This is a genomic window from Paenibacillus artemisiicola (genome assembly GCF_017652985.1).
In the GTDB taxonomy this organism is placed as follows: domain Bacteria; phylum Bacillota; class Bacilli; order Paenibacillales; family Paenibacillaceae; genus Paenibacillus_Z; species Paenibacillus_Z artemisiicola.
The window spans coordinates 1-20,069 of sequence record NZ_JAGGDJ010000025.1 but is presented as its reverse complement, the minus strand read 5'-3'; the positions used below and the strand labels follow the sequence as shown (position 1 = coordinate 20,069).

Sequence of the window (20,069 nt, the reverse complement as noted above, 5' to 3'; positions counted from 1 at the left end):
CTTCGATGACCTCCGCCCCGCCCGAAACGGCGGCTCAGCGCAGCTCCGAGATTGCGACCCAACGGCGTTCCTCGATCGACTTGTCGACCGCTTCGAGCACCGCTTGGCATTCCACGCCGTCCGCGAAGTTCGGCACCGGCTGGCGGTCTTCCGCGATCGCGTTCATGAACTCGACCATCTCGTGCGTGAACGTATGCTCGTAGCCGATCGTGTGGCCCGGCGGCCACCAGTTTTGGCTGTACGCGTGGGCGCCGTCCGTCGCCAGCACGCGGCGGAAGCCCTGCACGTCGTCGGCGTCGTCGGAGAAGAACACCTGCAGCTCGTTCACCCGCTCGAAGTCGAACTTGATGCTTCCTTTGCTGCCGTTGATCTCGAACGAGTTCGTGCAGCGGTGGCCCGGCGCGAAGCGCGTCGCTTCGATGCTGCCGAGGGCGCCGTTGTCGAAGCGCGCGAGGAACAGCGTCGCGTCGTCGACCGTCACTTCGCCCTTCGGCGCGCCCGCGTCGCCTTTAGCGGTGAGGCCGCCGGTCGTCGCCGTCAGCAGCGGACGCTCCTTGACGAACGTTTCGCTCATGCCGATGACTTCATGGAATTCACCGACGAGGAACCGGGCCATGTCGATGACGTGCGCGCCCAGGTCGCCATGGGCGCCGGAGCCCGCGATATCCTTCTGCAGCCGCCAGACGAGCGGGAATTCCGGATCGACGATCCAATCCTGCAGGAAGAAGCCGCGGAAGTGGAATATCTTGCCGATGCGGCCTTCCGCGATCAGCTTCTTCGCCAGCTGGACGGCCGGCGCGAAGCGGTAATTGAAGCCGACCATGTGCTTGACGCCGGCTTTCTCGGCGGCGTTCAGCATCTCGACGGAATCCGCCAGGTTCAGCGCCAGCGGTTTTTCGCAGAAAATATGCTTGCCCGCCTCCGCCGCGGCGATCGCGATTTCCTTATGCGCGTCGCTCGGCGCGTTGATGTCGACGACGTCGATGTCGTCGCGGACGACCAGCTTGCGCCAGTCGGTTTCGGCGCTCTCCCAACCGAACTGCGCGCGGGACTGCTCCACGCCGGCGGCGTCGCGGCCGCAAATCGCGACCATCTGCGGACGCTTCACGTCCGGGAAAAACATCGGCAGCGCGCGATAGGCGTTGCTATGCGCCTTCCCCATGAATTTGTAACCGATCATCCCTACTCGAATGCTGCTCATCGTACAATTCCACCTCTCCGCATGATTGGGTTGAATAGAATAGCTGGAACAATCTTCAGTTCAGGTCGTGCCGTCGGGCATGGAGGAAGCGCGTTCAATCAGCTCGACGGGCAGCTTGACGTCGAACGGAGCGGCGTCCGCCGGGTTCGCGACGGCGTCGAGCAGCCGCTCGGCGGCTTCGCGGCCGATGTCGAAGAACGGCACGCGAATCGAGGACAGCGGCGGGTCCGTCATGCGCACGACGTCGGAATCGTCGCAGCCGATCAGCGCGAGCTCGTCGCCGACGCGGATGCCGAGCTCTTTCAAGCCCTGCAGCAGCCCGATCGCCATCCGGTCGTTCGCGGCGATCACGGCGTCCAGCCGGCCAGCCCGCACGAGGTCTGCAACCGCTTTCGCTTGCAGGTAACCGGTCTTGCGGCTGTAGTTGCCGAGCAGCACCCGCTCGGGCTCGTACGCCGCACCGGCTTCCGCCAGCGCCTCCCGGTACGCGTCCAGCCGGTCGCGGCTGTTGGAATAGACCGCCGGCCCGTTCAGGAACCCGATCTGCCGGCGTCCCCGCGCCAAGAGATGGCGAACCGCTTCGCGCAGGCCCGCGCCTTGGTCGGCATCCACGGAATTGTAGGCTTCGCCGCCGAACCGCTGATTGACCAGGCAGAAGGGATGGTGCCCTTCCTTCAGCTCCGCCAGCGCCTCGCGCTCGGACGGCACGTCCTGCGCGCCGATGAGGATGCAGGCGTCGATCTTCTGCGTCCGGAACAGGTTCGCGTAATCCCGCGGCTCCTCCGGCTCGCGGAACAGCAGCAGCAGATCGTACCCGCGCCGCTTGGCGGCGATCCCGATCCCGCTCAGCACCTCGGAGAAATAATACGTCGAGAACAGGTTGACCTTCGGCAGCATCGGCAGAATGACGCCCAGATTGCCGCTTTTGCGCAGCGCAAACCGCTGCGCGAGCGCGCTCGGCACGTAATTCAGCCGCTCCGCCGCCTCCAGCACCCGTTTCGCCGTTTCCTGCTTGACCGACCCGACGCCGCTAAGCACGCGCGAAACCGTCGCCTCCGAAACGCCGGCAAGCTCAGCGACTTTTTTACGGATAGGTCCTCGCTCCCGTTCTGCATCATCTAGAATGTACACGCGTACATTCTCTCACGGCGGCACCTGGTTGTCAACGGCGAATCGCGTCGAATCGCGGAAAAGAACGGCAAGCCTTTCGGACTGGCGCTCCCGTTCCTTATCCGTCGGCCATTCGGCCCGGCCCAGCGAAAAAAGCCCCGTCATCCGACTTCGCCGGACGCGGGGCCTGCTTGGTTATTAGGGCGCCATCTCCAAAAACTTGGAGGTGGGGTTCTTCTCCATGGCGGTGCGCATCGCGTATTCGTTCTCGAACAGCGCGACGTAATTATCCTTCTTGTCTTTCACGAGCGTCGAGTTGATCCGGTACTTGGACGGATCGATCTTGTCGTCGACGATCCAGCGCGCGAATTGGAACGGCATCCGGTGCAGCATGATGTCGACGCCGTATTCCGAACGCATCCGGTGCTCGAACACCTCGAACTGCAGCTGGCCGACGACGCCGAGAATCGTCTCGTCGAAGTTGCCGGTGGACTGGAACACCTGCACGGTGCCTTCCTCCGTCAGCTGGTCGATGCCCTTCTGGTACTGCTTATGCTTCAGCGCGTTCTTGACGGTCACCTTCGCGAACAGCTCCGGCGAGAACGTCGGCAGCTCGTCGAACACGATGTTGCCGCCCTGCGCGAGCGAATCGCCGATCCGGAAGATGCCGGGATCGAACAGGCCGATGATGTCGCCCGGATACGCGTTCTCGACGATATCCCGGTCCTGGGCCAGAAACTGCTGCGGCTGGGACAGCTTGATGTCCTTGCCGTTGCGCACGTGGCGCACGCTCATGCCGCGCTCGAAGCGGCCGGAGCAGATGCGCAGGAACGCGATCCGGTCGCGGTGCGCCGGGTTCATGTTCGCCTGGATCTTGAATACGTAGCCGGTGAACTTCTCGCTCATCGGATCGACCGGTCCGGACGTGCTTTGGCGCGGCGTCGGCGCCGGCGCTAGCTGCAGGAAGTTCTCGAGGAACGTCTGCACGCCGAAGTTGTTGACGGCGCTGCCGAAGAAGAGCGGCGTCAGCTCGCCCGCGCGCACTTTCTCGTAGTCAAACTGGTCGCCGGCCACATCCAGCAGCTCCAGGTCCGCGATCAGCTGATCGGTCAGATAATCGCCGGCCATCTCGCGAATATGCGGATCATGGTAGTCCTCGACCTTCTGCACCTCGATCGTGGAATGGTCGTTGCCCCGGAACAGCTCGACCTGGTTCTTCATCCGGTCATAGACGCCGCACAGCTCGCGGCCCATGCCGATCGGCCAGTTCATCGGAACCGCCCGGATGCCGAGCACGCGCTCGAGTTCTTCCATCAGCTCGAACGGATTCTGGCCCTCGCGGTCCAGCTTGTTGATGAACGTGAAGATCGGTATGCCGCGCTTGCTGCACACCTGGAACAGCTTGATCGTCTGCGCCTCGACGCCCTTCGCGACGTCGATCAGCATGACCGCGCTGTCCGCGGCCGTCAGCGTCCGGTAGGTGTCTTCGCTGAAGTCTTGGTGGCCCGGGGTATCCAAAATGTTGACGCGGTGTCCGCTGTAATCGAACTGCATGACGGACGACGTGACGGAGATGCCGCGCTGCTTCTCGATCTCCATCCAGTCGCTCGTCGCGTGGCGGCTCGCTTTGCGCGCCTTGACGGAGCCCGCTTCGCGAATCGCGCCCCCAAACAGGAGCAGCTTCTCCGTCAGCGTCGTTTTCCCCGCATCGGGGTGAGAAATGATGGCGAACGTGCGCCGTTTCTCGACTTCCTGCTTGATTTCGTCCGTAATCGTTTTGCTCATGTCTGTTCCCTTCGTCCCTTTAAATGCCGCCGATCAGAAACGCCCGCGCCGGCGCCGCTTCGACCCCGGCCAGCTTGAGCGGCGCGACGACCATGAAGTAGCTGCCGGCCGCGACGTCCTTTAGGCGCAAGCCTTCCACGACCACGATGTTGTTGCGAAACAGCGCGCGGTGCGTCGGATACCCGATTTGGCCCCGCTCGATGCCCAGCGCGTCCGTGCCGACGCCGCGGACGCCGAGCTCGATCAGGTACCTCGCTCCGTCCTCCCGCAAGTACGCGAAGTCCGGCTCGAACGCGTCCGCATAAGAATTCCGCGTCTTCATCAGCACCCAATCGTTGCGCTGCAGCCCGAGCGGCTCCAGGTCGTCCCGCGTGACGGCTTCCGCGCAATGCGTCAGGTCCGCCACGCGGGCCATGCCCACGAGCTGTTCCAGGCCGATCGTCTCGATCGCGTCGCCGTCCTTCAGCATATGCAGCGGCGCATCCACGTGCGTGCCGACGTGCGCGTCCAGGTCCAGACGGGATTCGTAGACGGCCTCGCCGCCTTCGTGGCAGGCCACGTTCGTGATCTTCGGCATTTTCGATTCTTTGTTTTTGTACACCGGCATAGCCGGCTCGATCGTCATCGAGATATCGTAAATCCTAAACATCGCCGCATCCTCCGGGGCTCATCGCCGCGCAAGACGACGGCCCGTTCATTTCGGCCCGCCGGAGATCCAGATGACGTTGTCCTCCGCCTGTCCGTTGACCGGCCACCAATGGAAGCCGTCCTCGGCCAGCAGCTGCTCGACGCGCGCCGGCCCCCACGAGCCCGCGGGATACAATTCGAGCGCCGGGCTGTTGCCGCGCCACGCTTCGGCGATGCGGTCCACGAACGCCCAAGCCTCCGCCACCTCGTCCCAACGGGTGAAGTACGTCGATTCCCCGCGTCCCGCGTCATGCAGCAGGCGTTCATAGGCCTCCGGCGTATTGATGCCGATCATGCAGCTTTGGCAAAACTCCATCGAAACCGGCTGCACGACGTTGTCGACGCCGGGCTTCTTCGCGTTGATTTTAATGTAGATGCCTTCCATCGGATTCACTCGGATGACCAGCAGGTTCGGCGCCAGATCGTGACGATGAGCGAACAGGATGTTATCCGGCACGTTTTTGAACTCGACGACGACCTCGGTCGTCTTGACCGGCAGCCGCTTGCCCGTCCGGATGTAGAACGGCACGCCCGCCCAGCGGAAATTGTCCAAGTGGACGCGCGCCGCGAAATACGTCTCGGTCTCCGACTGCGGATTCACGGAATCCTCCTCGCGGTAGCCGCTGAGCGGCTTGCCGTTCAGCTCGCCGCCGGCATACTGGCCGCGGATGACGTTCGCCTTCACTTCCTCCGAAGAAGCGAACGGACGCAGCGAGCGAAGCGCCTTGACCTTCTCGTCGCGGAGATCCTCCGGGTGCAGCCGGCTCGGCGGTTCCATGGCGATCATCGCCAGCATCTGCATCATGTGGTTCTGCACCATGTCGCGCAGGGCGCCGGACTTGTCGTAATAGCCGCCGCGCTCCTCGACGCCGACCGTCTCGGACAACGTGATCTGCACGTTGGCGATATGCTTGTTGTTCCAGAGCGGCTCGAAGAAGGCGTTGGCGAAACGCAGCACCTGGATGTTCTGCACCATTTCCTTGCCCAGGTAATGGTCGATCCGGTAGATCTCCTCTTCCTTGAACACCTGGCTCAGCTGCGCGTTCAGCTTGCGCGCCGATTCCAGATCGTAACCGAACGGCTTCTCGATGACGAGCCGATTCCAGCCCTTGGACTCCAGCATGCCGCCGTCGCGTAGGTTGAACGACACCGGCCCGAACAGCTCGGGCGCGAGCGCCAGATAGAACAGGCGGTTGCCCGGAATGTCGAACTTGACGTCCAAGTCCGCCGTCAGGCGGGCCAGCTCGCGGAAACCGTCGACGTTGTTGATGTCCAGCGACATGTATACGAAATGCGAGGCGAATCGCTCCCACTGCTGCGAATCGTCCGCCTTGTACCGGCAAAATTCGCCGATCGACTCCAGCAGGTCCGCGCGGAACTGCTCGTTCGTGCGCGGCCGGCGGGCGAGGCCGACGACGGCGAAGTCTTCGGCCAGCTTGCCTTCCTTATACAGGCTGAACAGCGCGGGAAACAGCTTGCGGCGCGCCAGGTCGCCGGTCGCGCCGAACAAATAATATACCGCACCTTCGGCGGCGATGGAATCGTGTTTGCTCACGTCGGTCATGTCCCTCATTCTTTCTATGTATTTTTTTGGCACCGCTGACACGCGTCGTTTTAATGTAGTGTAGCATAACGGGCTTGGAGAAGCTATTCGTCCCGGGCGAAAAACCCACGTGCCGCTTGGGGGGCGCTCACTTAGCTTGCATCGTATAATCCCCGGTTATGAGTGGAACGCCGATAATTAATTCCGCCCCCGTCCGGGGCGTGCCGCGCGACTCCGCGATCTGCAGGTTCACGGGCTTCGAACCGCTGAGCACCCGGCTTCCGAGCGCCCCGCTGTAGTACGTCAAGCTGCTGGTGTTCCCGTCGTCGTAGGCTTCCGTTTCCTCGGCCTCCGCCGCCTTCGCGACGCGCGCGCCCGCTCCCTCCGCCGCGGGCCGGCCCTTGACGGTGAATCCGCCGCGCAGCTCCAGGTCCGACGCTGCCCGCATCGCCTTCTCCACCCTGGCGATCCCCGCGCCGATGACGCTCCGTTCCGCTTGACCCGCCGCATCCAGCAGCAGCACCACGTCATACCGGGGATCGCCCTGGCGCGCTCCGTCCTTCGCCGGCTGCGAGCGCACCCACAGCGTCAGCTTATAGTCGGGATCGGACGCCACGACGTCGACCGGCCCGCCGTCCGCGTTCAAGCGGCCGCTCAGCTTGAAGCCCAGCGCCGAGGCGAAATCGTTCGCCGCCTTAAGGTCCGCAGCCCCGTCCCAGCGAAACGACCATGCGGCCCCGCCCGCGCCGCCGGCGTATGCCGCGTCGCTCCAGCGCCACACCGTTTCGAAATCCGCGCGCAGCGGCCCGGCGGACGCGCCGTCGTCTCCGTTTCCCCGCAGGATCGCCCACGCGGCGGCAGCGGCGAGCACGAGAAGCGCGGCAAGCACGCCGATTTGCGGGCGCCGCCCGCGCTTCGTTTTCCGGATGGGGACCGGCGTCATGGACCCTTCTGCCATCGGTGATCCACTCCTTGTGCCCGTTCTTTGCGGGGCGATTTGGGTAAATATCCATACGCATCCGCCTCTGGGTGAATACACTGTCACAGGTCTACTTAGGGGAGGTGTCAACTAAGCGATGGAACAAATTTATCCGCTTCACGAGGAGAATATCAAACGCTTTTGCGGTATGCCCGTCTGCGTAGTGACGAACGAAGGACAGCGCCATTACGGCATCCTGAGCCGCTGCCACGAAGGGCGCATCGTGCTGAACGAGCGTCCCGCGACTGCCGACGGCCAAGGCGGCCTCGGCGGACAGGCGACCTCGGGCGTCCACAAAGGCAAGGTGACGAATCAGAAGAGCAAAAAGCAGAAAAAGGGGAAAGCCGCCGCAGCTGCCGAGTCCAAGACGACGGGCGCCGCGCAGACGCAGGCCTATTACCCTTACGACCCCTACGGCTACTACGGCGACTGGTACGGAGGCTTTGGTTTCGGCGGCGATGTGCTCGCGTTCGATTTGGCCGCGCTCGCCTTCCTGTTCCTGCTCATCTAAACAAACCTTCGCGCCGCCCGAGCCTGCCGCCGCGGACTCGGGCATTCGCATGCGGACGGCTTGTCCGAGTCCGCTCGGCGCCTGTGTTAGGGACATGCGTCTTGAAACAATATGGATCATGCGGTCCGAGCCGGGAGGGTTATCGCGGAATGGCTCGAATTGGCCCCGTTTCCGAGGAGAAATTTCTCGTAAGCGTCTAGTGTTATTGCCGTGTAATCTGCTATGTTTAGCATAGCACAATCCTTTGCCGGAGGCGATGTCCTTGGTCATGCCTTACGCCGTTTCGCCCGTCAGCGAGGCCGTTCGCCCGAATGACGAGCCGATTTATCCGTTGGAACGATACGCGATGTATCCGCATGCATGGGAGGAAGGCTATCCTCACCGCGGAAAAGAAGGAGGCAAGGCCGCGTCCGTCAAACGCGCGAAACCGGCCGGTCTCTTGGACTTGCCGGCTGCTTTGCCGCGCGGCGCCGGAGCGGCGCTGCGCGCGGCCGCCGAGCATGCCGCCGCGTGGCTGCGCGAAGCCGGGGAGCTCCGCGCGGCGCTTGAGGCGCTGACGCAGCGGTTTCCGTCGCGGCCGGATTCGCGGCGGATCGTCGCCGCGGAAGGCGCGGCCGTCGGCCGGGCCGAGCCCGGCGCGGCGACCGGCCGCTTCGAGGTCCGCATCCATTCCGTCGCGCGGCCCCAGTTGAACCTAGGGTTCGATCTTGTCGCGGACGCGCCGTCCGTGGTCCGTCCCGGCCAGCATGGCCTGCGCATCCGCCGCGGGTCAACCGAGGCGGCGGCCGCGCTAACGATCGCGGTCCGGCTCGGCGATACGAACGCGGACGTCGCGCTGCGCTTGCGCGATGCCGTCCATGCCGCGTGCTCCGGCGTCGCGGCCGCCATGCAGGAGGCTCCGCTGGAGGGGTTCGTCCGCCTCGCGCTGACCGCCTCGGCGACCGGGACGGCGAACGCGTTCGAGCCGACGGACGAGCCGGGAAGCAGCCTCGTCAACGCGCTCGGCATCGGCCGGATCGCGCGGCCCGCTTCCGATGCCGTCTATGCGATCGACGACGGCGCCGCGAAGGTCTCGGGCTCCAATGCGGTGCCGCTCCCGCGCCTGGGCGCCGTCCTGGATCTCGAGCAGGCGGCGGCCTTCGGCTCCCGCGTCAACGTCAGGGTCGAGCGCGACCTCGCTCCGCTGGCTGAACGGCTGCACCGGGTGGCCGCCGGTGCCAACGCGCTGCGCGAACTGCACGTCCGCGCCGGCGGCGCCCTTCTTCCGGAGCCGATGCGGCGGATCGATGACGTCCTGGCGCAGGCCGGCGCCGGAGCAGCCGGATTCCGGCGCTCGTCCGCCGGCGCGTGGCGGGTGGACGAAGCCGAGCTGCGCGCGTCGTTCGGAGCCTCGGAGATGGCGGAGAGCCTGCGGCGCATCGCCGGGCCGGGCGGTTTTGCCGCCGCGCTGGCGGACGAGATCGACGGGTGGCGGCGTCGGCCGCTCGACGCGCTGCTCGATCTGAACGGCGGCTTGTTTCTAGCCTTTGCCCAATATGGCGCCGATGCCGCGCCGCGGTCGCCGTCGGCGTTAAGCGGTTTGCGGGTCGATGCCGTGCTGTAGCGTCACAGCAGGATGACGTCGACGATCTCGCCTTCCGCGGCACCCGAAGCGCCCGGTTTCAGGCGGATCAGCCCGTCGGCGGAGGGAATGGACGCCAGCATGCTGGCGCCGACTCCGCGCCGCGGATGCCGTCGGCGTTAAACGGCTTGCGGGTCGATGCCGTGCTGTAGCGTCACAGCAGGATGACGTCGACGATCTCGCCTTCCGCGGCGCCCGACGCGCCCGGTTTCAGGCGGATTAGCCCGTCGGCGGAAGGAATGGACGCCAGCATGCTCGATTTGCCGAACGCGAGGGGGTCGGCGTACAGCACGCCGTTCTCGGCGTAGAGCCGCGCCCGCACGAATCGCTCGTGCGGGCTTCCTTTCGCGAAGCCGCCGACGAGCTTGGCCGTCGCCTGCTTCGGCCGCGCCTGCTCCGGCGATGCCCCCTGCAGGCGGGCGATCGCGGGCCGCGCGAACAGCTCGAAGCCGACGAAGCAGGCGCCGGGATTGCCCGACAAGGCGAGGAGCAGCCTGCCGGAGACGACCGCGGCCGACGTCGGCGCGCCCGGGCGCATCGCGGCTTTGTTGAACAGCAGCCGGCTGTCCGGCGGCAACTGCGGCGACAGCCGTGACTGAGGCTGAAGCTGCTGCGCTTCTCCTTCAGCCGCCGCCTCCACGGGCCCGAGGCCGCGAAGCAGCGTCGCCATGACGTCGTAATCCCCGACCGACACGCCGCCGGTCGTGATCAGCATGTCGCATCGCGCCAGCGCGTCCGCGACGGCCCGCGCCGCCGCTTCGGGCTCGTCCGGCACGCGGCCGAGCATGACCGGCACGCCGCCGCTTTGCATGATCAGCGCGGCGACCATCGCGCTGTTGCTGTCGCGGATGCGCCCCGGCGCAAGCGGCGCCTCCACCGGCAACAGCTCCGCGCCGGTCGCGAGCACCGCGACGCGCGGCCGCGCGTACACCGGCACGGCGGCATAGCCGAACGTGCCGAGCAGCGCCACATGGCCCGGCCGCAGCAGCTCGCCTGGCCCCGCAAACACGCTTCCGCGGCGGAACTCCTCGCCCCGCGGCGCGACGTTCTGGCCGGGCCGGGCGGCGCTCTTCACCCGCACCGCCGCTTGCCCGTCCAGGCGGGCGTCCGCCGTCTGCTCCAGCATGACGACGGCGTCCGCCCCCGGGGGCACCGCGCCGCCCGTCATGATGCGGACGGCCGTGCCCGGCGCCACGTCCGCCGAGGCGATCTCGCCGGCGGCGACGGCGTCCACGACGCGCAGCATCGCCGGCGAGCCCGGCGACGCTAGCGCCGTATCCGCGCTGCGGACGGCGAATCCGTCCAGTCCGGCCCGCGCGAAAGGCGGCCAGTCCGTCGTCGCTGCCGCCGACTCCGCCAACCGCCGGCCCCCGGCCTCCCACAGCGGCACGGTTTCCCGCCGCCCCGGAACGGCCGCCGCGATGACCATCTCCATCGCGTCGTCTACTTTCACGGCGCGCCTGCGAAACCGCGCCTCCTCCTGCCTCTCGTTCATGCGACCTCCGCTGCGTCCATCCGCCCGACGATTTTCGTTCATTCGCTTCCCATACCACCGACGATCAGAGCCGTTCCGAACACAGCACACCCTGCGTCCATCTGACCGTCCGAATTTTTTCGTTTCCGTCATTCCTTGCCCGCGCCGGCTCTCGAGCCGTTCCGAACGCAGCACACGCTGCGTCCATCCGACCGTCCGACTTTTTCGTTTCCGTCATTCCCTGCCCGCGCCGGTTCTCGAGCCGTTCCGAACGCAGCACACCTTGCGTCCATCCGACCGTCCGATTTTTCGTTTCCGTCATTCCCTGCCCGTGCCGGTTCTCGAGCCGTTCCGAACGCGGCACACCTTGCGTCCATCCGCCTGTCCGACTTTTTCGTTTCCGTCATTCCTTGCCCGTGCCGGCTCTCGAGCCGTTCCGAACGCGGTTCATCCCTCGACTTCGGCCCAATCCTTTACACGATCGTCACGGGTGCTTATCATGTTCTTATCATTGTAGCAGAATCCGGCCGGGCCGTGGATACGCTTTATGAACCTTCCCGACGACCGGCGGACCGCCATCCTCATCGTTCTAGAAAGGAGACCCCGCATGCTCGACCGTTTTCCCGACCGGACATCGGCGGACCGCATCCCGTTCGTGCTCCAGCTCGTCGGATACAAGAACAGCGGCAAAACGACCTTGACCGCCAAGCTCGTCGCGCGCCTCAAGCACGCGGGCTATCGCGTCGGCACCGTCAAACACGACGTCCACGACTTCGACATGGACCGGCCGGGCACGGACACGTGGAAGCACCAGGCCGCCGGCGCCGACATGACCGCGATTAGCTCCTTGTCAGGCAGTGCGATCCTCAGCAAAGGCCCCGAACCGCTGTCCGTGCTACTCGCGCATATGCGGCATTTGGACGTCGTGCTGGTCGAAGGTTTCAAGCAGGCCGAGCATCCCAAGCTTATCCTGCTGCGTTCGCCGGAGGACAGGGAGCTGCTCATGCTCGCGAACCCGCTGCTAGCCGTCGTCTGGCCGGGAGCCGCCGCCCTAAGGCCGGCGATCGCCGTCCCCGTCTACGACCTCGCGGAGGACGACGCCATCGCGCAAGCCGTCTTCGCGCGTATCCCTGCCCGCGAGCGCTAAAAAGGGCCCGAAAACAGCTCACGTTCGTCCGTGCGCTCCTTTCGGGCCCTTTCCTACCGCGCCATCTCTCGGTTGCAGTCTGCTTTCGCCGCAACCCTCCATGCGCTTCACCACCGCCGGCTTTTGCCGCAGCCGATCACTCGCGATTTCATCCGCCTGCCTTCGCCGTTACCGCTCACTCGCGGGTTCATCCGCATGCCTTCGCCGCAACCGGTCACTCGCGGGTTCATCCGCATGCCTTCGCCGCAACCGATCGCTCGCGGGTTCATCCGCCTGCCTTCGCCGCAACCGATCACTCTCGATTTCATCCGCAGATTCGACGCGACACCGCCGGCGGCTTCAGCCGTCCATAAAAACCGAAGGCTGGAAATATACTGCCTCTCGCGGGGTTGCTCCCCGCAGCCTTTCTTACTCCGCCAATCCGTGCTTGTGCGCGTAAATCGCCGCCTGCGTCCGGTCTTCCACGCCCAGTTTCGCGAAAATATTCGTCACGTGGAACTTGACCGTCTTGATGCCGATGTACAGCTCATCCGCGATTTCCTGGTTGGACAAGCCGCGGCCCACGCACTTGAGCACGTCCATTTCGCGCTCGGTCAGCTGGTCGTGCAGCGGCTTCGCGTTGTCCGGCTTCGGCTGGCGGAACCGGTTCATCATTTTTGCCGCCACCTGCGACTCCAGCACGGATTGCCCGCGGGACGCGGCGCGGATTGCTTCGGCGATTTCGTTCGCGCGCGACGTTTTCAGCAGATAGCTGAACGCGCCCGCCTCGATGACCGGATACATTTTCCCGTCGTCCAGGTAGCTGGTGAGCACGATGACTTTGCAGTCCGGATACAGCTCCAGCAGCCGCCGGGTCGTCTCCACGCCGTCCATGCCTTCCATGACGAGATCCATCAGCACGACGTCCGGCCGGTACGCCTGCGCGAGGCGAATGCCCTCTTGGCCGTTGCTCGCTTCCCCGACGACTTCGATGCCTTCCTCCGTATTCAGCACGGCCGCCAGCCCGATCCGCACCATTTCGTGATCGTCGACCAACAAGACCTTAATAGGCTGCTCGATGCTGTCCATTCGTTCGATCGCTTCCATTCGGTGAAATTCCTCCTCCATCCGGTGCTGCCGACGGCACCCAAATATCGATGACGACCCCGTTGCCCGGCGACGTGATGAGCTTCATGGAGCCGCCCAATTCGTTTACCCGCTCTTCCATCGTGAGCAAGCCGTACGACGTCTGCTTCTTCTCCTCGGCGTGGAACCCGACGCCGTTGTCCTGCACCGTCAATCGTACGTACGCCCCCGCTTGTTGCAAATAAATGTTCAGCTGGTCCGCTTTGGAATGCCGCAGCGAGTTGGACAGCGCCTCCTGGGCGATCCGGAACAAATGATCCTCCGCTTCCGCCCCGAGCTTCACGGCCACGTCGGCCTCCAGCGTAATCGCCATCGGCACCTTCTGCTTCAGCTCGTCCACGAGCCCGTGCAGCGCCTGGCTGAGATGCTTGCCGTCCAGGTGGACCGGCCGCAGATGCAGCAGCAGCGCGCGCATTTCCGATTGCGCCACGGACGCCATCTCCTCGATGAGCTGGACCTGCCGCTTGGCGCGTTCCCAGTCCTTCTCGAGCGTGCGGCTGACCGCGGTCGCCGTCATGGAGATGGCGAACAGCTGCTGGCTGACGGCATCGTGCAGCTCGCGCGCGAGACGCTGACGCTCCTCGATGACCGCCGTGAACCGGACCTGCTCCGTCCACGCCTCGTCTTCCGCGGACAGCGTTTCTTCGGCATCGTCTTCGTTGACTTCCGCCGGGAGCGTCACGCGCTGGCGTTTGCGCCGCTGCTGCTCGGCCAGCCGTTTCAGCGCCGCGCGGAGCTTCATCCCCTGTAGATAACTATACACCGCCGCGAGCACGAGCGCAGCCGCAATGACCGATAATCCGATCAAGGCCGCCTTGCTTTGCAGCGCGAACAGCTTCACGTATCCGGTGCCCTGGAGCACCAGCACGCTTATACCCAAAATCACGAACAGCCAAAGCACGGTTTCCGCCGCGTTTTTGCGTTTCGCTTCAGCCGGGATCTGCGGATCCGGCCCTTGGCCCCGAAATCCGACCGGCGTTTCGCTCCGTTTGACGGGCGCGGTCAACATGTCGTTCTGTTCTTGCGCCTCTTCGCGTTCCGGTTCGGGCGTTCGTTCGCTCATGGCCGTTCCTCCTCCCTATGTATGAACGCGCGAAAACATGCCAGTGGCCGATGCCGTTGAAGCGCATCGACCAAGGCACATCGCATGGACGTATGTTGCCAAGCGTTATTCGGCGGACGGCGGGTTCAGCCGGTTTTTGAGCGCCTGCAGCTGCTCTTCCACCTTGAGTTGCTTCGAAGGATCGACCGGTGCCGCCGATGCCGGACGGTTGTAGGAGTTGAAGGGCACGCGCATGACGTCCGCCTCCGCTTCCAATTGCATGATCTTCTCTTCCATCCGGCCGAAGCCGCGCGACGCGTTGCCGCTTTCGATCGTGTGCACCGCGGTGACTTGCGCCATTTGCTTCTTCGCCTTCGCCATTTGGGCGCGGGCGGCGAGCTCGTTGCGCTTGTTGCGGAGCTGGTAGTACTCGTCTTTCATGCCGTGCAGCTGACCCATCAGCTCTTCGGCTTGCGCTTTGGCATTCGCGTGCAGCTCCGTGAATTCGACCGTCTTCTGGTCGAAGAAAAGCTTCTCTTCCAGCAGCTTGCGCGCCAGCTCTTCCTGCCCCGAACGGAGCGCCGTCTCGGCTTTCGCCTCGCGGTCCGCGCCGCCTCTCGTCGCCTCTTCCAACCGCTGCAGCATGCGGCGCTCGTTGGCCATTTGCTTCGCGACCGTCAGTTCCGCCGCGTGGATCTCGGCCTCCATGTCGCGCAGGTATTGGTTCAGCATGACGACCGGATCTTCCATTTTATCGAGCAGTTCGTGAATGGACGCTTTCGTCATGTCTTTCATCCGTTTGAAAATACTCATTGTTAAACATCTCCCTTCTCGTGTTTAGCCAGTTTTGCGCGGAGCTCTTCGATTTCCTTCTTCAATGCGCGTTTCTCCAGGTCTTCCATCATGGCATCGATATTGGAAGGCGGGGTCGCCTGCGTTTGAGCGGGCGGCTTTTGCCAGCTCGGTCCGGATGCGCCGTCGTACGAACTGCCGTACGTGCTGCCCTGGCCGTAATTGTTGTGCCCGCCGAAGTGATTGCCGCCGAAATGACCGTTGTGATGGTTGTTGCTCCAGCCGCCGCCGAATCCGCCGGCGCCGGGACCGTATCCGCCGCCGAAATCGTAAGGATTTTTCGGTACGACCAGACCGGCCAAAACGTATACCAGAATCAATGCGCCGCTCGTAAAGACCGTGACGACGATCAGGAGAATCCGAACGAGCGTCGCATCCACGTTCAGCATTTCGGCGAGCCCGCCGCAGAGGCCGAACAGCTTCTTGTCGCGTCGCGATCGATACAGCTTCTTCATTGCGATTTCCATCCTTCCTGCTGCAGTTTCCGCTTCAATTGCTCCATTTCGCGTTCAATGCTGGATTGCAGCGTTTGTCCTGCTCCGCTCACCCATTCCTGCCCGGCTTTGCGGAGATCGCGCAGACTGCGCGCTTCGAGTTCCATATCGTTCAGGCGGTCGTCGAGCCGCCGGAAGATGCCGGCCGATTGCTGACCCGGCGCATTGTTGAACACGCCGCCTTGCGCATAACGTTCGTTCAGCCGCTGCTGCAGACGGAGCGACTCCATCCGTGCCGCGAAATACTCCCGCTTGTCGTACACGCTCTGATATTCGCTGCGCAGCTCCCGAAGCTGTTCTTCCAGCTCTCTGACGTTCTGCGCCGCTTGCTCGTAAAGCTCCCGGTATTGCGTGGCGCGCTCTTCGCTCGATGCCTTTTCCATCAGCGCGATGCGGGCGACGTGCTCTTCGCCCGCTTTAAGGGCGATGATCGCTTGCTGCTCGCGCTTCTCCTTCAATTGCTCCGCTTGCAGCCACTGGGCCTTCAAATGATTGCCGTGTCCGTTCACTTGCTGGTACAGCTTCTCGGCCTGAATGATCTCTTCCCGCGTCGACCAGAGAAACTGGTCGATCAGCTTGACGGGATCTTCGGCTTTCTCCAACCGCTCGTTCAGCGTCGCGACCGTCATGTCCCTTACTCTCCGCATAATGCTCATTGCCTGATCCTCCTTCGTTCCGAACGTTCAATGACGATTAGTGCCGTTAGCCTTAGACGCGTTTCTCGCGATTTTTGAACATTGCCACGCCCCACACGATCAAGCCGATCGCGATCAGCAGCGAGAGCAGGCCGAAGAGTTTCGGCAGCAGCATCAGACCGCCTACGACGATCAGGATCGAACCGATCACCTTGCTGTTGTTGCGAACGCCGACCACGCCGAGGCCGATCAGGATGAACGGCATCAGCAGGCCGACGATCCAGCCCAGGTGAATGCCGAGAAACTTCATCACCATCAAACCGCCAATGACGACCAAGAATGCGCCCAGTGCATTTTTCCCCATGTTTTGTCACCGCCTTTCGTTTTTCGCTTTTCCTTGCTTTACGTACTGGTCTTGCGGATGTTTCGTTTCTTGCTTATGTCCTTATTCTAGGTTGTTTTCGGATTTCCCAAAACGGACCCGCGACGGTATTTGACCCTAGACCTCAGGCGGGGTGCTCGCAGACCCTTAGACCGAACGCGTCTACGACTCGAGAAACCCGCCAGGTCCGCTGTTTCGCGCAGGCTGGCCGCCCCTGCCAAATCCTACAAAAAAAAGCCCGTGAGACGCTCCGTTTCACAGGCAGAGGTTATGAATGCTTAGTAGAGCGACGCCTGAAAATCCTGAATCATCCTCGCTTCGATTCGAGGCTCCGCCTTTTTGAGCTCGGCCTCGATCCGGTCCGATCGCTCGTCGGTTAGAGCGACCTTAGCCGACGACCGATAATGCCGCTGCAGAAACTGAATCCGGTAGGCGCCCGGGGGATGCGTATAATCGAGTCTGGAGCCTTCCAGCAGTTCCACGCGGCGAATTCGTTCTCGTTCGCGTTCAGGCATTGCTAGCGCTATCGCTTTATAGGCCTCGAAAAAGCTGCCTTGCTGCCCATTAAGCACATACCGCTGCAGCGCCATACTGAACGTCTGTTCGCCGTACAGCTTGTCATTAAGACGCATCATCGCTTCGGTACCGCTCATCTCCGCGCTCAACGCATCCGCCAAATATTCTGCTCGCTGCGACTCGTAATAATATAGGTGAATGAAACCGACGGCCATGTACAGCGGAATGTAGGATAACAGCTTAAGTACGTTTTTTGAAAGGAATACCGCCCAGTTCCGTTCCAAGATTAACGAATCTTGAGGATTCAATAGGTCATGCCATCGAATCAGCGTACGGTAAGCGGATAACGTGAAGAAAGAGCGACGCGCATCGCGATTGACCCCGTGCGCGATCTCATGCCCGATCAGGGCGATCCTTTCTTCCCGATCCAAAATCCCGAACAACGGCAACCCGAGCGTTACGTAGCGTTTCATGCGCCAGCCCGCTTGCGCATACGAAGCATTAAACCGATGGTCGAGGATCAAGCCGTCGATTCGCGGCAGCCGCATCTCTTCGCAAATTTCGTCGACGAGCGCATAAAGCGCGGCGTATTCCTGTCGGGACAGCAGAATGCCGTCATAGGAAAGCTTGGGAATGCGAGGCATGGAGAACCAAACGGCTAACGCCACCACCGCTGCCAGCAAATAAAAGAAGTAATAACCTTGCATGCCCTTGACGATCAAGTAACAACAGCCTATCAACAGAGCCGCCGTCACGGCATGGACAAGCCCCGAGAACAGGTTCGTCAGCAGCCTGCCTCTAAATAACTTCCCCTGCGCATCCGAATCCTGTATCATGTCCTGCAGCAATTTCTTGCCTATACGCTGGCCAAGCTTGAGGTACGTCGCCTCAATACGACCTTGGGGCGCGTCCTGGTCTGACGGCTCCAAATTCCATCCGCACTCGCACCAGGAACGATAGTTCGCATGTGCCGGGATGCGCCTGCCGCATGACGGACAGGCTTGATACGTTTCATCGGTTTGACTTACAGTCGCTTCTGCTTGCACCTACGCGCGCTCCCTTGACGATAATATCGAGTTCCTCTTCATTTTACAGGAAAAGGAAAGCGCCGAATAGCAAGATCTTATGAAGGGTCAGTAAAGCCTGTCGCACGCAGCCATCTAAAGATAAAACAAAAACGTTGATCGGCATAGACCGATCAACGTTTATTTTAAAGCGTTTTGATTTCACAAGTTGGTGCCGGTGAGAGGACTCGAACCTCCACGGTTTCCCTCACGATTTTGAGTCGCGCGCGTCTGCCATTCCGCCACACCGGCTTATTTGATGGCGTGCCCTAAGAGATTCGAACTCCTGACCTTTTGATTCGTAGTCAAACGCTCTATCCAGCTGAGCTAAGGGCACAAAATAAAAAATGGTGGAGGCGCCACCCAGACTCGAACTGGGGGTAAAGCTTTTGCAGAGCTCTGCCTTACCACTTGGCTATGGCGCCAGACAAAAAATGGAGCGGAAGACGGGAATCGAACCCGCGACCCTCGCCTTGGCAAGGCGATGCTCTACCGCTGAGCCACTTCCGCATAAAATGGCTGGGGATCTAGGATTCGAACCTAGGCATGACGGAGTCAAAGTCCGTTGCCTTACCGCTTGGCTAATCCCCAACACTTTTGAAATTTAAGTTGAAATGGGGCGACCGATGGGACTTGAACCCACGAATGCCGGATCCACAAACCGGTGCGTTAACCCCTTCGCCACGATCGCCATACAACTTATGAAATTGGCAGGGGCAGCAGGAATTGAACCCACACTAACGGTTTTGGAGACCGCTGTTCTACCTTTAAACTATGCCCCTAAATAATAAAGTGGTGGAGGATGATGGATTCGAACCACCGAACCTGGAAGGAAGAGATTTACAGTCTCCCGCGTTTGGCCACTTCGCTAATCCTCCAAGAATGGTGCCGGCGAGAGGACTTGAACCCCCAACCTACTGATTACAAGTCAGTTGCTCTACCAATTGAGCTACACCGGCAATTGATGCGTCGTTCATAGCTTGTCTGAATGGTGGCTCGGGACGGAATCGAACCGCCGACACGAGGATTTTCAGTCCTCTGCTCTACCAACTGAGCTACCGAGCCTGACATGGTTATAATGGCGGAGCCGACGGGATTCGAACCCGCGGTCTCCTGCGTGACAGGCAGGCATGTTAGGCCTCTACACCACGGCTCCACATTATAGGCTAGTCCTCGGTAGTAAACCGAAGGTAAATTGGTTGCGGGGGCAGGATTTGAACCTGCGGCCTTCGGGTTATGAGCCCGACGAGCTACCGAGCTGCTCCACCCCGCGTCATTATTAATGTTACTATTATGGTGGAGGCTGAGGGGATCGAACCCCCGACCCTCTGCTTGTAAGGCAGATGCTCTCCCAGCTGAGCTAAGCCTCCGCATTTGAGCGACAAGTAATACTATAGCTTATCAGTCATGCTCAATGCAAGTCTTTTTTGAACAATTTGGACAAAATGGTGACCCGTAGGGGACTCGAACCCCTGTTACCTCCGTGAAAGGGAGGTGTCTTAACCACTTGACCAACGGGCCTTATCTGGCGGAGAGCGAGGGATTCGAACCCTCGATACGCGGTTAACGTATACACGATTTCCAATCGTGCTCCTTCGACCACTCGGACAGCTCTCCATTAATGGCTCCCCGAACAGGACTCGAACCTGTGACAACTCGATTAACAGTCGAGTGCTCTACCAACTGAGCTATCAGGGAATAATATTCAATTCAGGTATTTGCCACCCTGAAAACTGGATACGAACCTTTGCGAAGGGTCTTGCTTAGCTGAAAAGATGTACCTTGGATAAGCCCTCGACCGATTAGTATTCGTCAGCTCCACGCATTGCTGCGCTTCCACCTCGAACCTATCTACCTCGTCGTCTTCAAGGGGTCTTACATACTGGGAAATCTCATCTTGA

General features: G+C 62.1%; 17 protein-coding genes, 16 tRNA genes, 1 rRNA gene and 1 pseudogene. 3 read left to right on the top strand and 32 right to left on the bottom strand.

Going from position 1 to position 20,069, the window contains the following annotated elements:
• Positions 1-34 precede the first annotated feature (34 nt).
• From I8J29_RS22295 to I8J29_RS22270, 6 genes are all read right to left on the bottom strand, one after another.
• Positions 35-1,201 (bottom strand): Gfo/Idh/MocA family protein, encoded by a 1,167-nt coding sequence (locus I8J29_RS22295; protein WP_208849675.1) that lies wholly within the window; start codon positions 1,199-1,201, stop codon positions 35-37.
• Positions 1,202-1,261: 60 nt separating this feature from the next.
• Complete coding sequence (locus I8J29_RS22290; RefSeq protein WP_338113263.1) at positions 1,262-2,332, bottom strand: LacI family DNA-binding transcriptional regulator; 1,071 nt, start codon at positions 2,330-2,332, stop codon at positions 1,262-1,264.
• A gap of 177 nt (positions 2,333-2,509) precedes the next feature.
• Complete coding sequence (locus I8J29_RS22285; protein WP_208849674.1) at positions 2,510-4,096, bottom strand: peptide chain release factor 3; 1,587 nt, start codon at positions 4,094-4,096, stop codon at positions 2,510-2,512.
• A gap of 19 nt (positions 4,097-4,115) precedes the next feature.
• Positions 4,116-4,745 (bottom strand): cyclase family protein, encoded by a 630-nt coding sequence (locus I8J29_RS22280; RefSeq protein WP_208849673.1) that lies wholly within the window; start codon positions 4,743-4,745, stop codon positions 4,116-4,118.
• A 45-nt stretch (positions 4,746-4,790) separates the two neighbouring features.
• A complete protein-coding gene (gene zwf / locus I8J29_RS22275; RefSeq protein ID WP_338113262.1) occupies positions 4,791-6,338 on the bottom strand; it encodes a glucose-6-phosphate dehydrogenase in 1,548 nt (515 codons plus the stop codon).
• Between the two features lie 136 nt (positions 6,339-6,474).
• The gene (locus tag I8J29_RS22270; protein WP_208849671.1) at positions 6,475-7,284 is read right to left on the bottom strand and encodes a YwmB family TATA-box binding protein; all 810 of its coding nucleotides are present in this window, start codon (positions 7,282-7,284) and stop codon (positions 6,475-6,477) included.
• 118 nt (positions 7,285-7,402) lie between these two features.
• Between I8J29_RS22270 and I8J29_RS22265 the strand changes: the two genes are divergently transcribed.
• Positions 7,403-7,816 (top strand): hypothetical protein, encoded by a 414-nt coding sequence (locus tag I8J29_RS22265; RefSeq protein WP_208849670.1) that lies wholly within the window; start codon positions 7,403-7,405, stop codon positions 7,814-7,816.
• A gap of 262 nt (positions 7,817-8,078) precedes the next feature.
• Positions 8,079-9,419 (top strand): hypothetical protein, encoded by a 1,341-nt coding sequence (locus I8J29_RS22260; RefSeq protein ID WP_208849669.1) that lies wholly within the window; start codon positions 8,079-8,081, stop codon positions 9,417-9,419.
• Positions 9,420-9,421: 2 nt separating this feature from the next.
• On the opposite strand, the pseudogene I8J29_RS22255 reads toward I8J29_RS22260, so the two are convergent.
• Both I8J29_RS22255 and I8J29_RS22250 read right to left on the bottom strand, forming a co-directional pair.
• Positions 9,422-9,526 (bottom strand): annotated as a pseudogene (locus I8J29_RS22255) (hypothetical protein); the annotation flags it as partial.
• Positions 9,527-9,591: 65 nt separating this feature from the next.
• Positions 9,592-10,932: a molybdopterin molybdotransferase MoeA gene (locus I8J29_RS22250; RefSeq protein WP_208849667.1), complete on the bottom strand. Its 1,341-nt coding sequence runs from the start codon at positions 10,930-10,932 to the stop codon at positions 9,592-9,594.
• A 586-nt stretch (positions 10,933-11,518) separates the two neighbouring features.
• Between I8J29_RS22250 and mobB the strand changes: the two genes are divergently transcribed.
• Positions 11,519-12,058, top strand: coding sequence for a molybdopterin-guanine dinucleotide biosynthesis protein B (mobB, locus tag I8J29_RS22245; RefSeq protein ID WP_208849666.1), 540 nt, complete (start codon positions 11,519-11,521; stop codon positions 12,056-12,058).
• A gap of 408 nt (positions 12,059-12,466) precedes the next feature.
• Here mobB and I8J29_RS22240 read toward each other — a convergent pair whose 3' ends face one another.
• The 24 genes from I8J29_RS22240 to I8J29_RS22125 form a co-directional block, all read right to left on the bottom strand.
• Positions 12,467-13,144, bottom strand: coding sequence for a response regulator (locus tag I8J29_RS22240; protein WP_090641059.1), 678 nt, complete (start codon positions 13,142-13,144; stop codon positions 12,467-12,469).
• A complete protein-coding gene (locus I8J29_RS22235; RefSeq protein WP_240546401.1) occupies positions 13,101-14,246 on the bottom strand; it encodes a sensor histidine kinase in 1,146 nt (381 codons plus the stop codon). The genes I8J29_RS22240 and I8J29_RS22235 overlap by 44 nt, the downstream gene beginning before the upstream one ends.
• 105 nt (positions 14,247-14,351) lie before the next feature.
• The gene (locus I8J29_RS22230; RefSeq protein ID WP_208849665.1) at positions 14,352-15,038 is read right to left on the bottom strand and encodes a PspA/IM30 family protein; all 687 of its coding nucleotides are present in this window, start codon (positions 15,036-15,038) and stop codon (positions 14,352-14,354) included.
• A 2-nt stretch (positions 15,039-15,040) separates the two neighbouring features.
• Entirely contained in the window at positions 15,041-15,532 is a 492-nt protein-coding gene (locus I8J29_RS22225; protein WP_208849664.1) for a PspC domain-containing protein, read from the bottom strand.
• On the bottom strand, positions 15,529-16,227 hold the full coding sequence (locus tag I8J29_RS22220) for a PspA/IM30 family protein (RefSeq protein WP_208849663.1): 699 nt from the start codon (positions 16,225-16,227) through the stop codon (positions 15,529-15,531). The genes I8J29_RS22225 and I8J29_RS22220 overlap by 4 nt, the downstream gene beginning before the upstream one ends.
• A 52-nt stretch (positions 16,228-16,279) precedes the next feature.
• Positions 16,280-16,570, bottom strand: a complete 291-nt coding sequence (locus I8J29_RS22215) for a LiaF transmembrane domain-containing protein (protein ID WP_090641049.1) — start codon at positions 16,568-16,570, stop codon at positions 16,280-16,282.
• Between the two features lie 296 nt (positions 16,571-16,866).
• Complete coding sequence (locus tag I8J29_RS33905; RefSeq protein ID WP_208849662.1) at positions 16,867-18,150, bottom strand: M48 family metallopeptidase; 1,284 nt, start codon at positions 18,148-18,150, stop codon at positions 16,867-16,869.
• A 188-nt stretch (positions 18,151-18,338) separates the two neighbouring features.
• Positions 18,339-18,420: transfer RNA gene (locus tag I8J29_RS22205), tRNA-Leu, on the bottom strand.
• An 8-nt stretch (positions 18,421-18,428) separates the two neighbouring features.
• A tRNA-Arg gene (locus tag I8J29_RS22200) sits at positions 18,429-18,505 on the bottom strand.
• A gap of 14 nt (positions 18,506-18,519) precedes the next feature.
• Positions 18,520-18,593 (bottom strand) — tRNA-Cys (locus I8J29_RS22195).
• A gap of 10 nt (positions 18,594-18,603) precedes the next feature.
• Positions 18,604-18,678 (bottom strand) — tRNA-Gly (locus tag I8J29_RS22190).
• Positions 18,679-18,684: 6 nt separating this feature from the next.
• Positions 18,685-18,759: transfer RNA gene (locus I8J29_RS22185), tRNA-Gln, on the bottom strand.
• 24 nt (positions 18,760-18,783) lie between these two features.
• Positions 18,784-18,859, bottom strand: a tRNA-His gene (locus I8J29_RS22180).
• 17 nt (positions 18,860-18,876) lie between these two features.
• Positions 18,877-18,950: transfer RNA gene (locus I8J29_RS22175), tRNA-Trp, on the bottom strand.
• An 11-nt stretch (positions 18,951-18,961) separates the two neighbouring features.
• Positions 18,962-19,046 (bottom strand) — tRNA-Tyr (locus I8J29_RS22170).
• Positions 19,047-19,051: 5 nt separating this feature from the next.
• Positions 19,052-19,127: transfer RNA gene (locus I8J29_RS22165), tRNA-Thr, on the bottom strand.
• Positions 19,128-19,157: 30 nt separating this feature from the next.
• A tRNA-Phe gene (locus tag I8J29_RS22160) sits at positions 19,158-19,233 on the bottom strand.
• A gap of 14 nt (positions 19,234-19,247) precedes the next feature.
• Positions 19,248-19,324 (bottom strand) — tRNA-Asp (locus I8J29_RS22155).
• 40 nt (positions 19,325-19,364) lie between these two features.
• Positions 19,365-19,441 (bottom strand) — tRNA-Met (locus I8J29_RS22150).
• 21 nt (positions 19,442-19,462) lie between these two features.
• A tRNA-Val gene (locus I8J29_RS22145) sits at positions 19,463-19,538 on the bottom strand.
• 76 nt (positions 19,539-19,614) lie between these two features.
• A tRNA-Glu gene (locus tag I8J29_RS22140) sits at positions 19,615-19,689 on the bottom strand.
• A gap of 5 nt (positions 19,690-19,694) precedes the next feature.
• Positions 19,695-19,785, bottom strand: a tRNA-Ser gene (locus tag I8J29_RS22135).
• A gap of 5 nt (positions 19,786-19,790) precedes the next feature.
• Positions 19,791-19,866 (bottom strand) — tRNA-Asn (locus I8J29_RS22130).
• 84 nt (positions 19,867-19,950) lie between these two features.
• Positions 19,951-20,069: ribosomal RNA gene (locus I8J29_RS22125) — 23S ribosomal RNA — on the bottom strand; the annotation flags it as partial.

Coding starts and splice junctions, on each gene's coding strand:
- I8J29_RS22295 (WP_208849675.1), bottom strand. CDS start 1,201: ATGAGCAGCATTCGAGTAGGGATGATCGGTTACAAATTCATGGGGAAG.
- I8J29_RS22285 (WP_208849674.1), bottom strand. CDS start 4,096: ATGAGCAAAACGATTACGGACGAAATCAAGCAGGAAGTCGAGAAACGG.
- I8J29_RS22280 (WP_208849673.1), bottom strand. CDS start 4,745: ATGTTTAGGATTTACGATATCTCGATGACGATCGAGCCGGCTATGCCG.
- I8J29_RS22270 (WP_208849671.1), bottom strand. CDS start 7,284: ATGGCAGAAGGGTCCATGACGCCGGTCCCCATCCGGAAAACGAAGCGC.
- I8J29_RS22265 (WP_208849670.1), top strand. CDS start 7,403: ATGGAACAAATTTATCCGCTTCACGAGGAGAATATCAAACGCTTTTGC.
- I8J29_RS22250 (WP_208849667.1), bottom strand. CDS start 10,932: ATGAACGAGAGGCAGGAGGAGGCGCGGTTTCGCAGGCGCGCCGTGAAA.
- mobB (WP_208849666.1), top strand. CDS start 11,519: ATGCTCGACCGTTTTCCCGACCGGACATCGGCGGACCGCATCCCGTTC.
- I8J29_RS22240 (WP_090641059.1), bottom strand. CDS start 13,144: ATGGAAGCGATCGAACGAATGGACAGCATCGAGCAGCCTATTAAGGTC.
- I8J29_RS22235 (WP_240546401.1), bottom strand. CDS start 14,246: ATGAGCGAACGAACGCCCGAACCGGAACGCGAAGAGGCGCAAGAACAG.
- I8J29_RS22230 (WP_208849665.1), bottom strand. CDS start 15,038: ATGAGTATTTTCAAACGGATGAAAGACATGACGAAAGCGTCCATTCAC.
- I8J29_RS22225 (WP_208849664.1), bottom strand. CDS start 15,532: ATGAAGAAGCTGTATCGATCGCGACGCGACAAGAAGCTGTTCGGCCTC.
- I8J29_RS22220 (WP_208849663.1), bottom strand. CDS start 16,227: ATGAGCATTATGCGGAGAGTAAGGGACATGACGGTCGCGACGCTGAAC.
- I8J29_RS22215 (WP_090641049.1), bottom strand. CDS start 16,570: ATGGGGAAAAATGCACTGGGCGCATTCTTGGTCGTCATTGGCGGTTTG.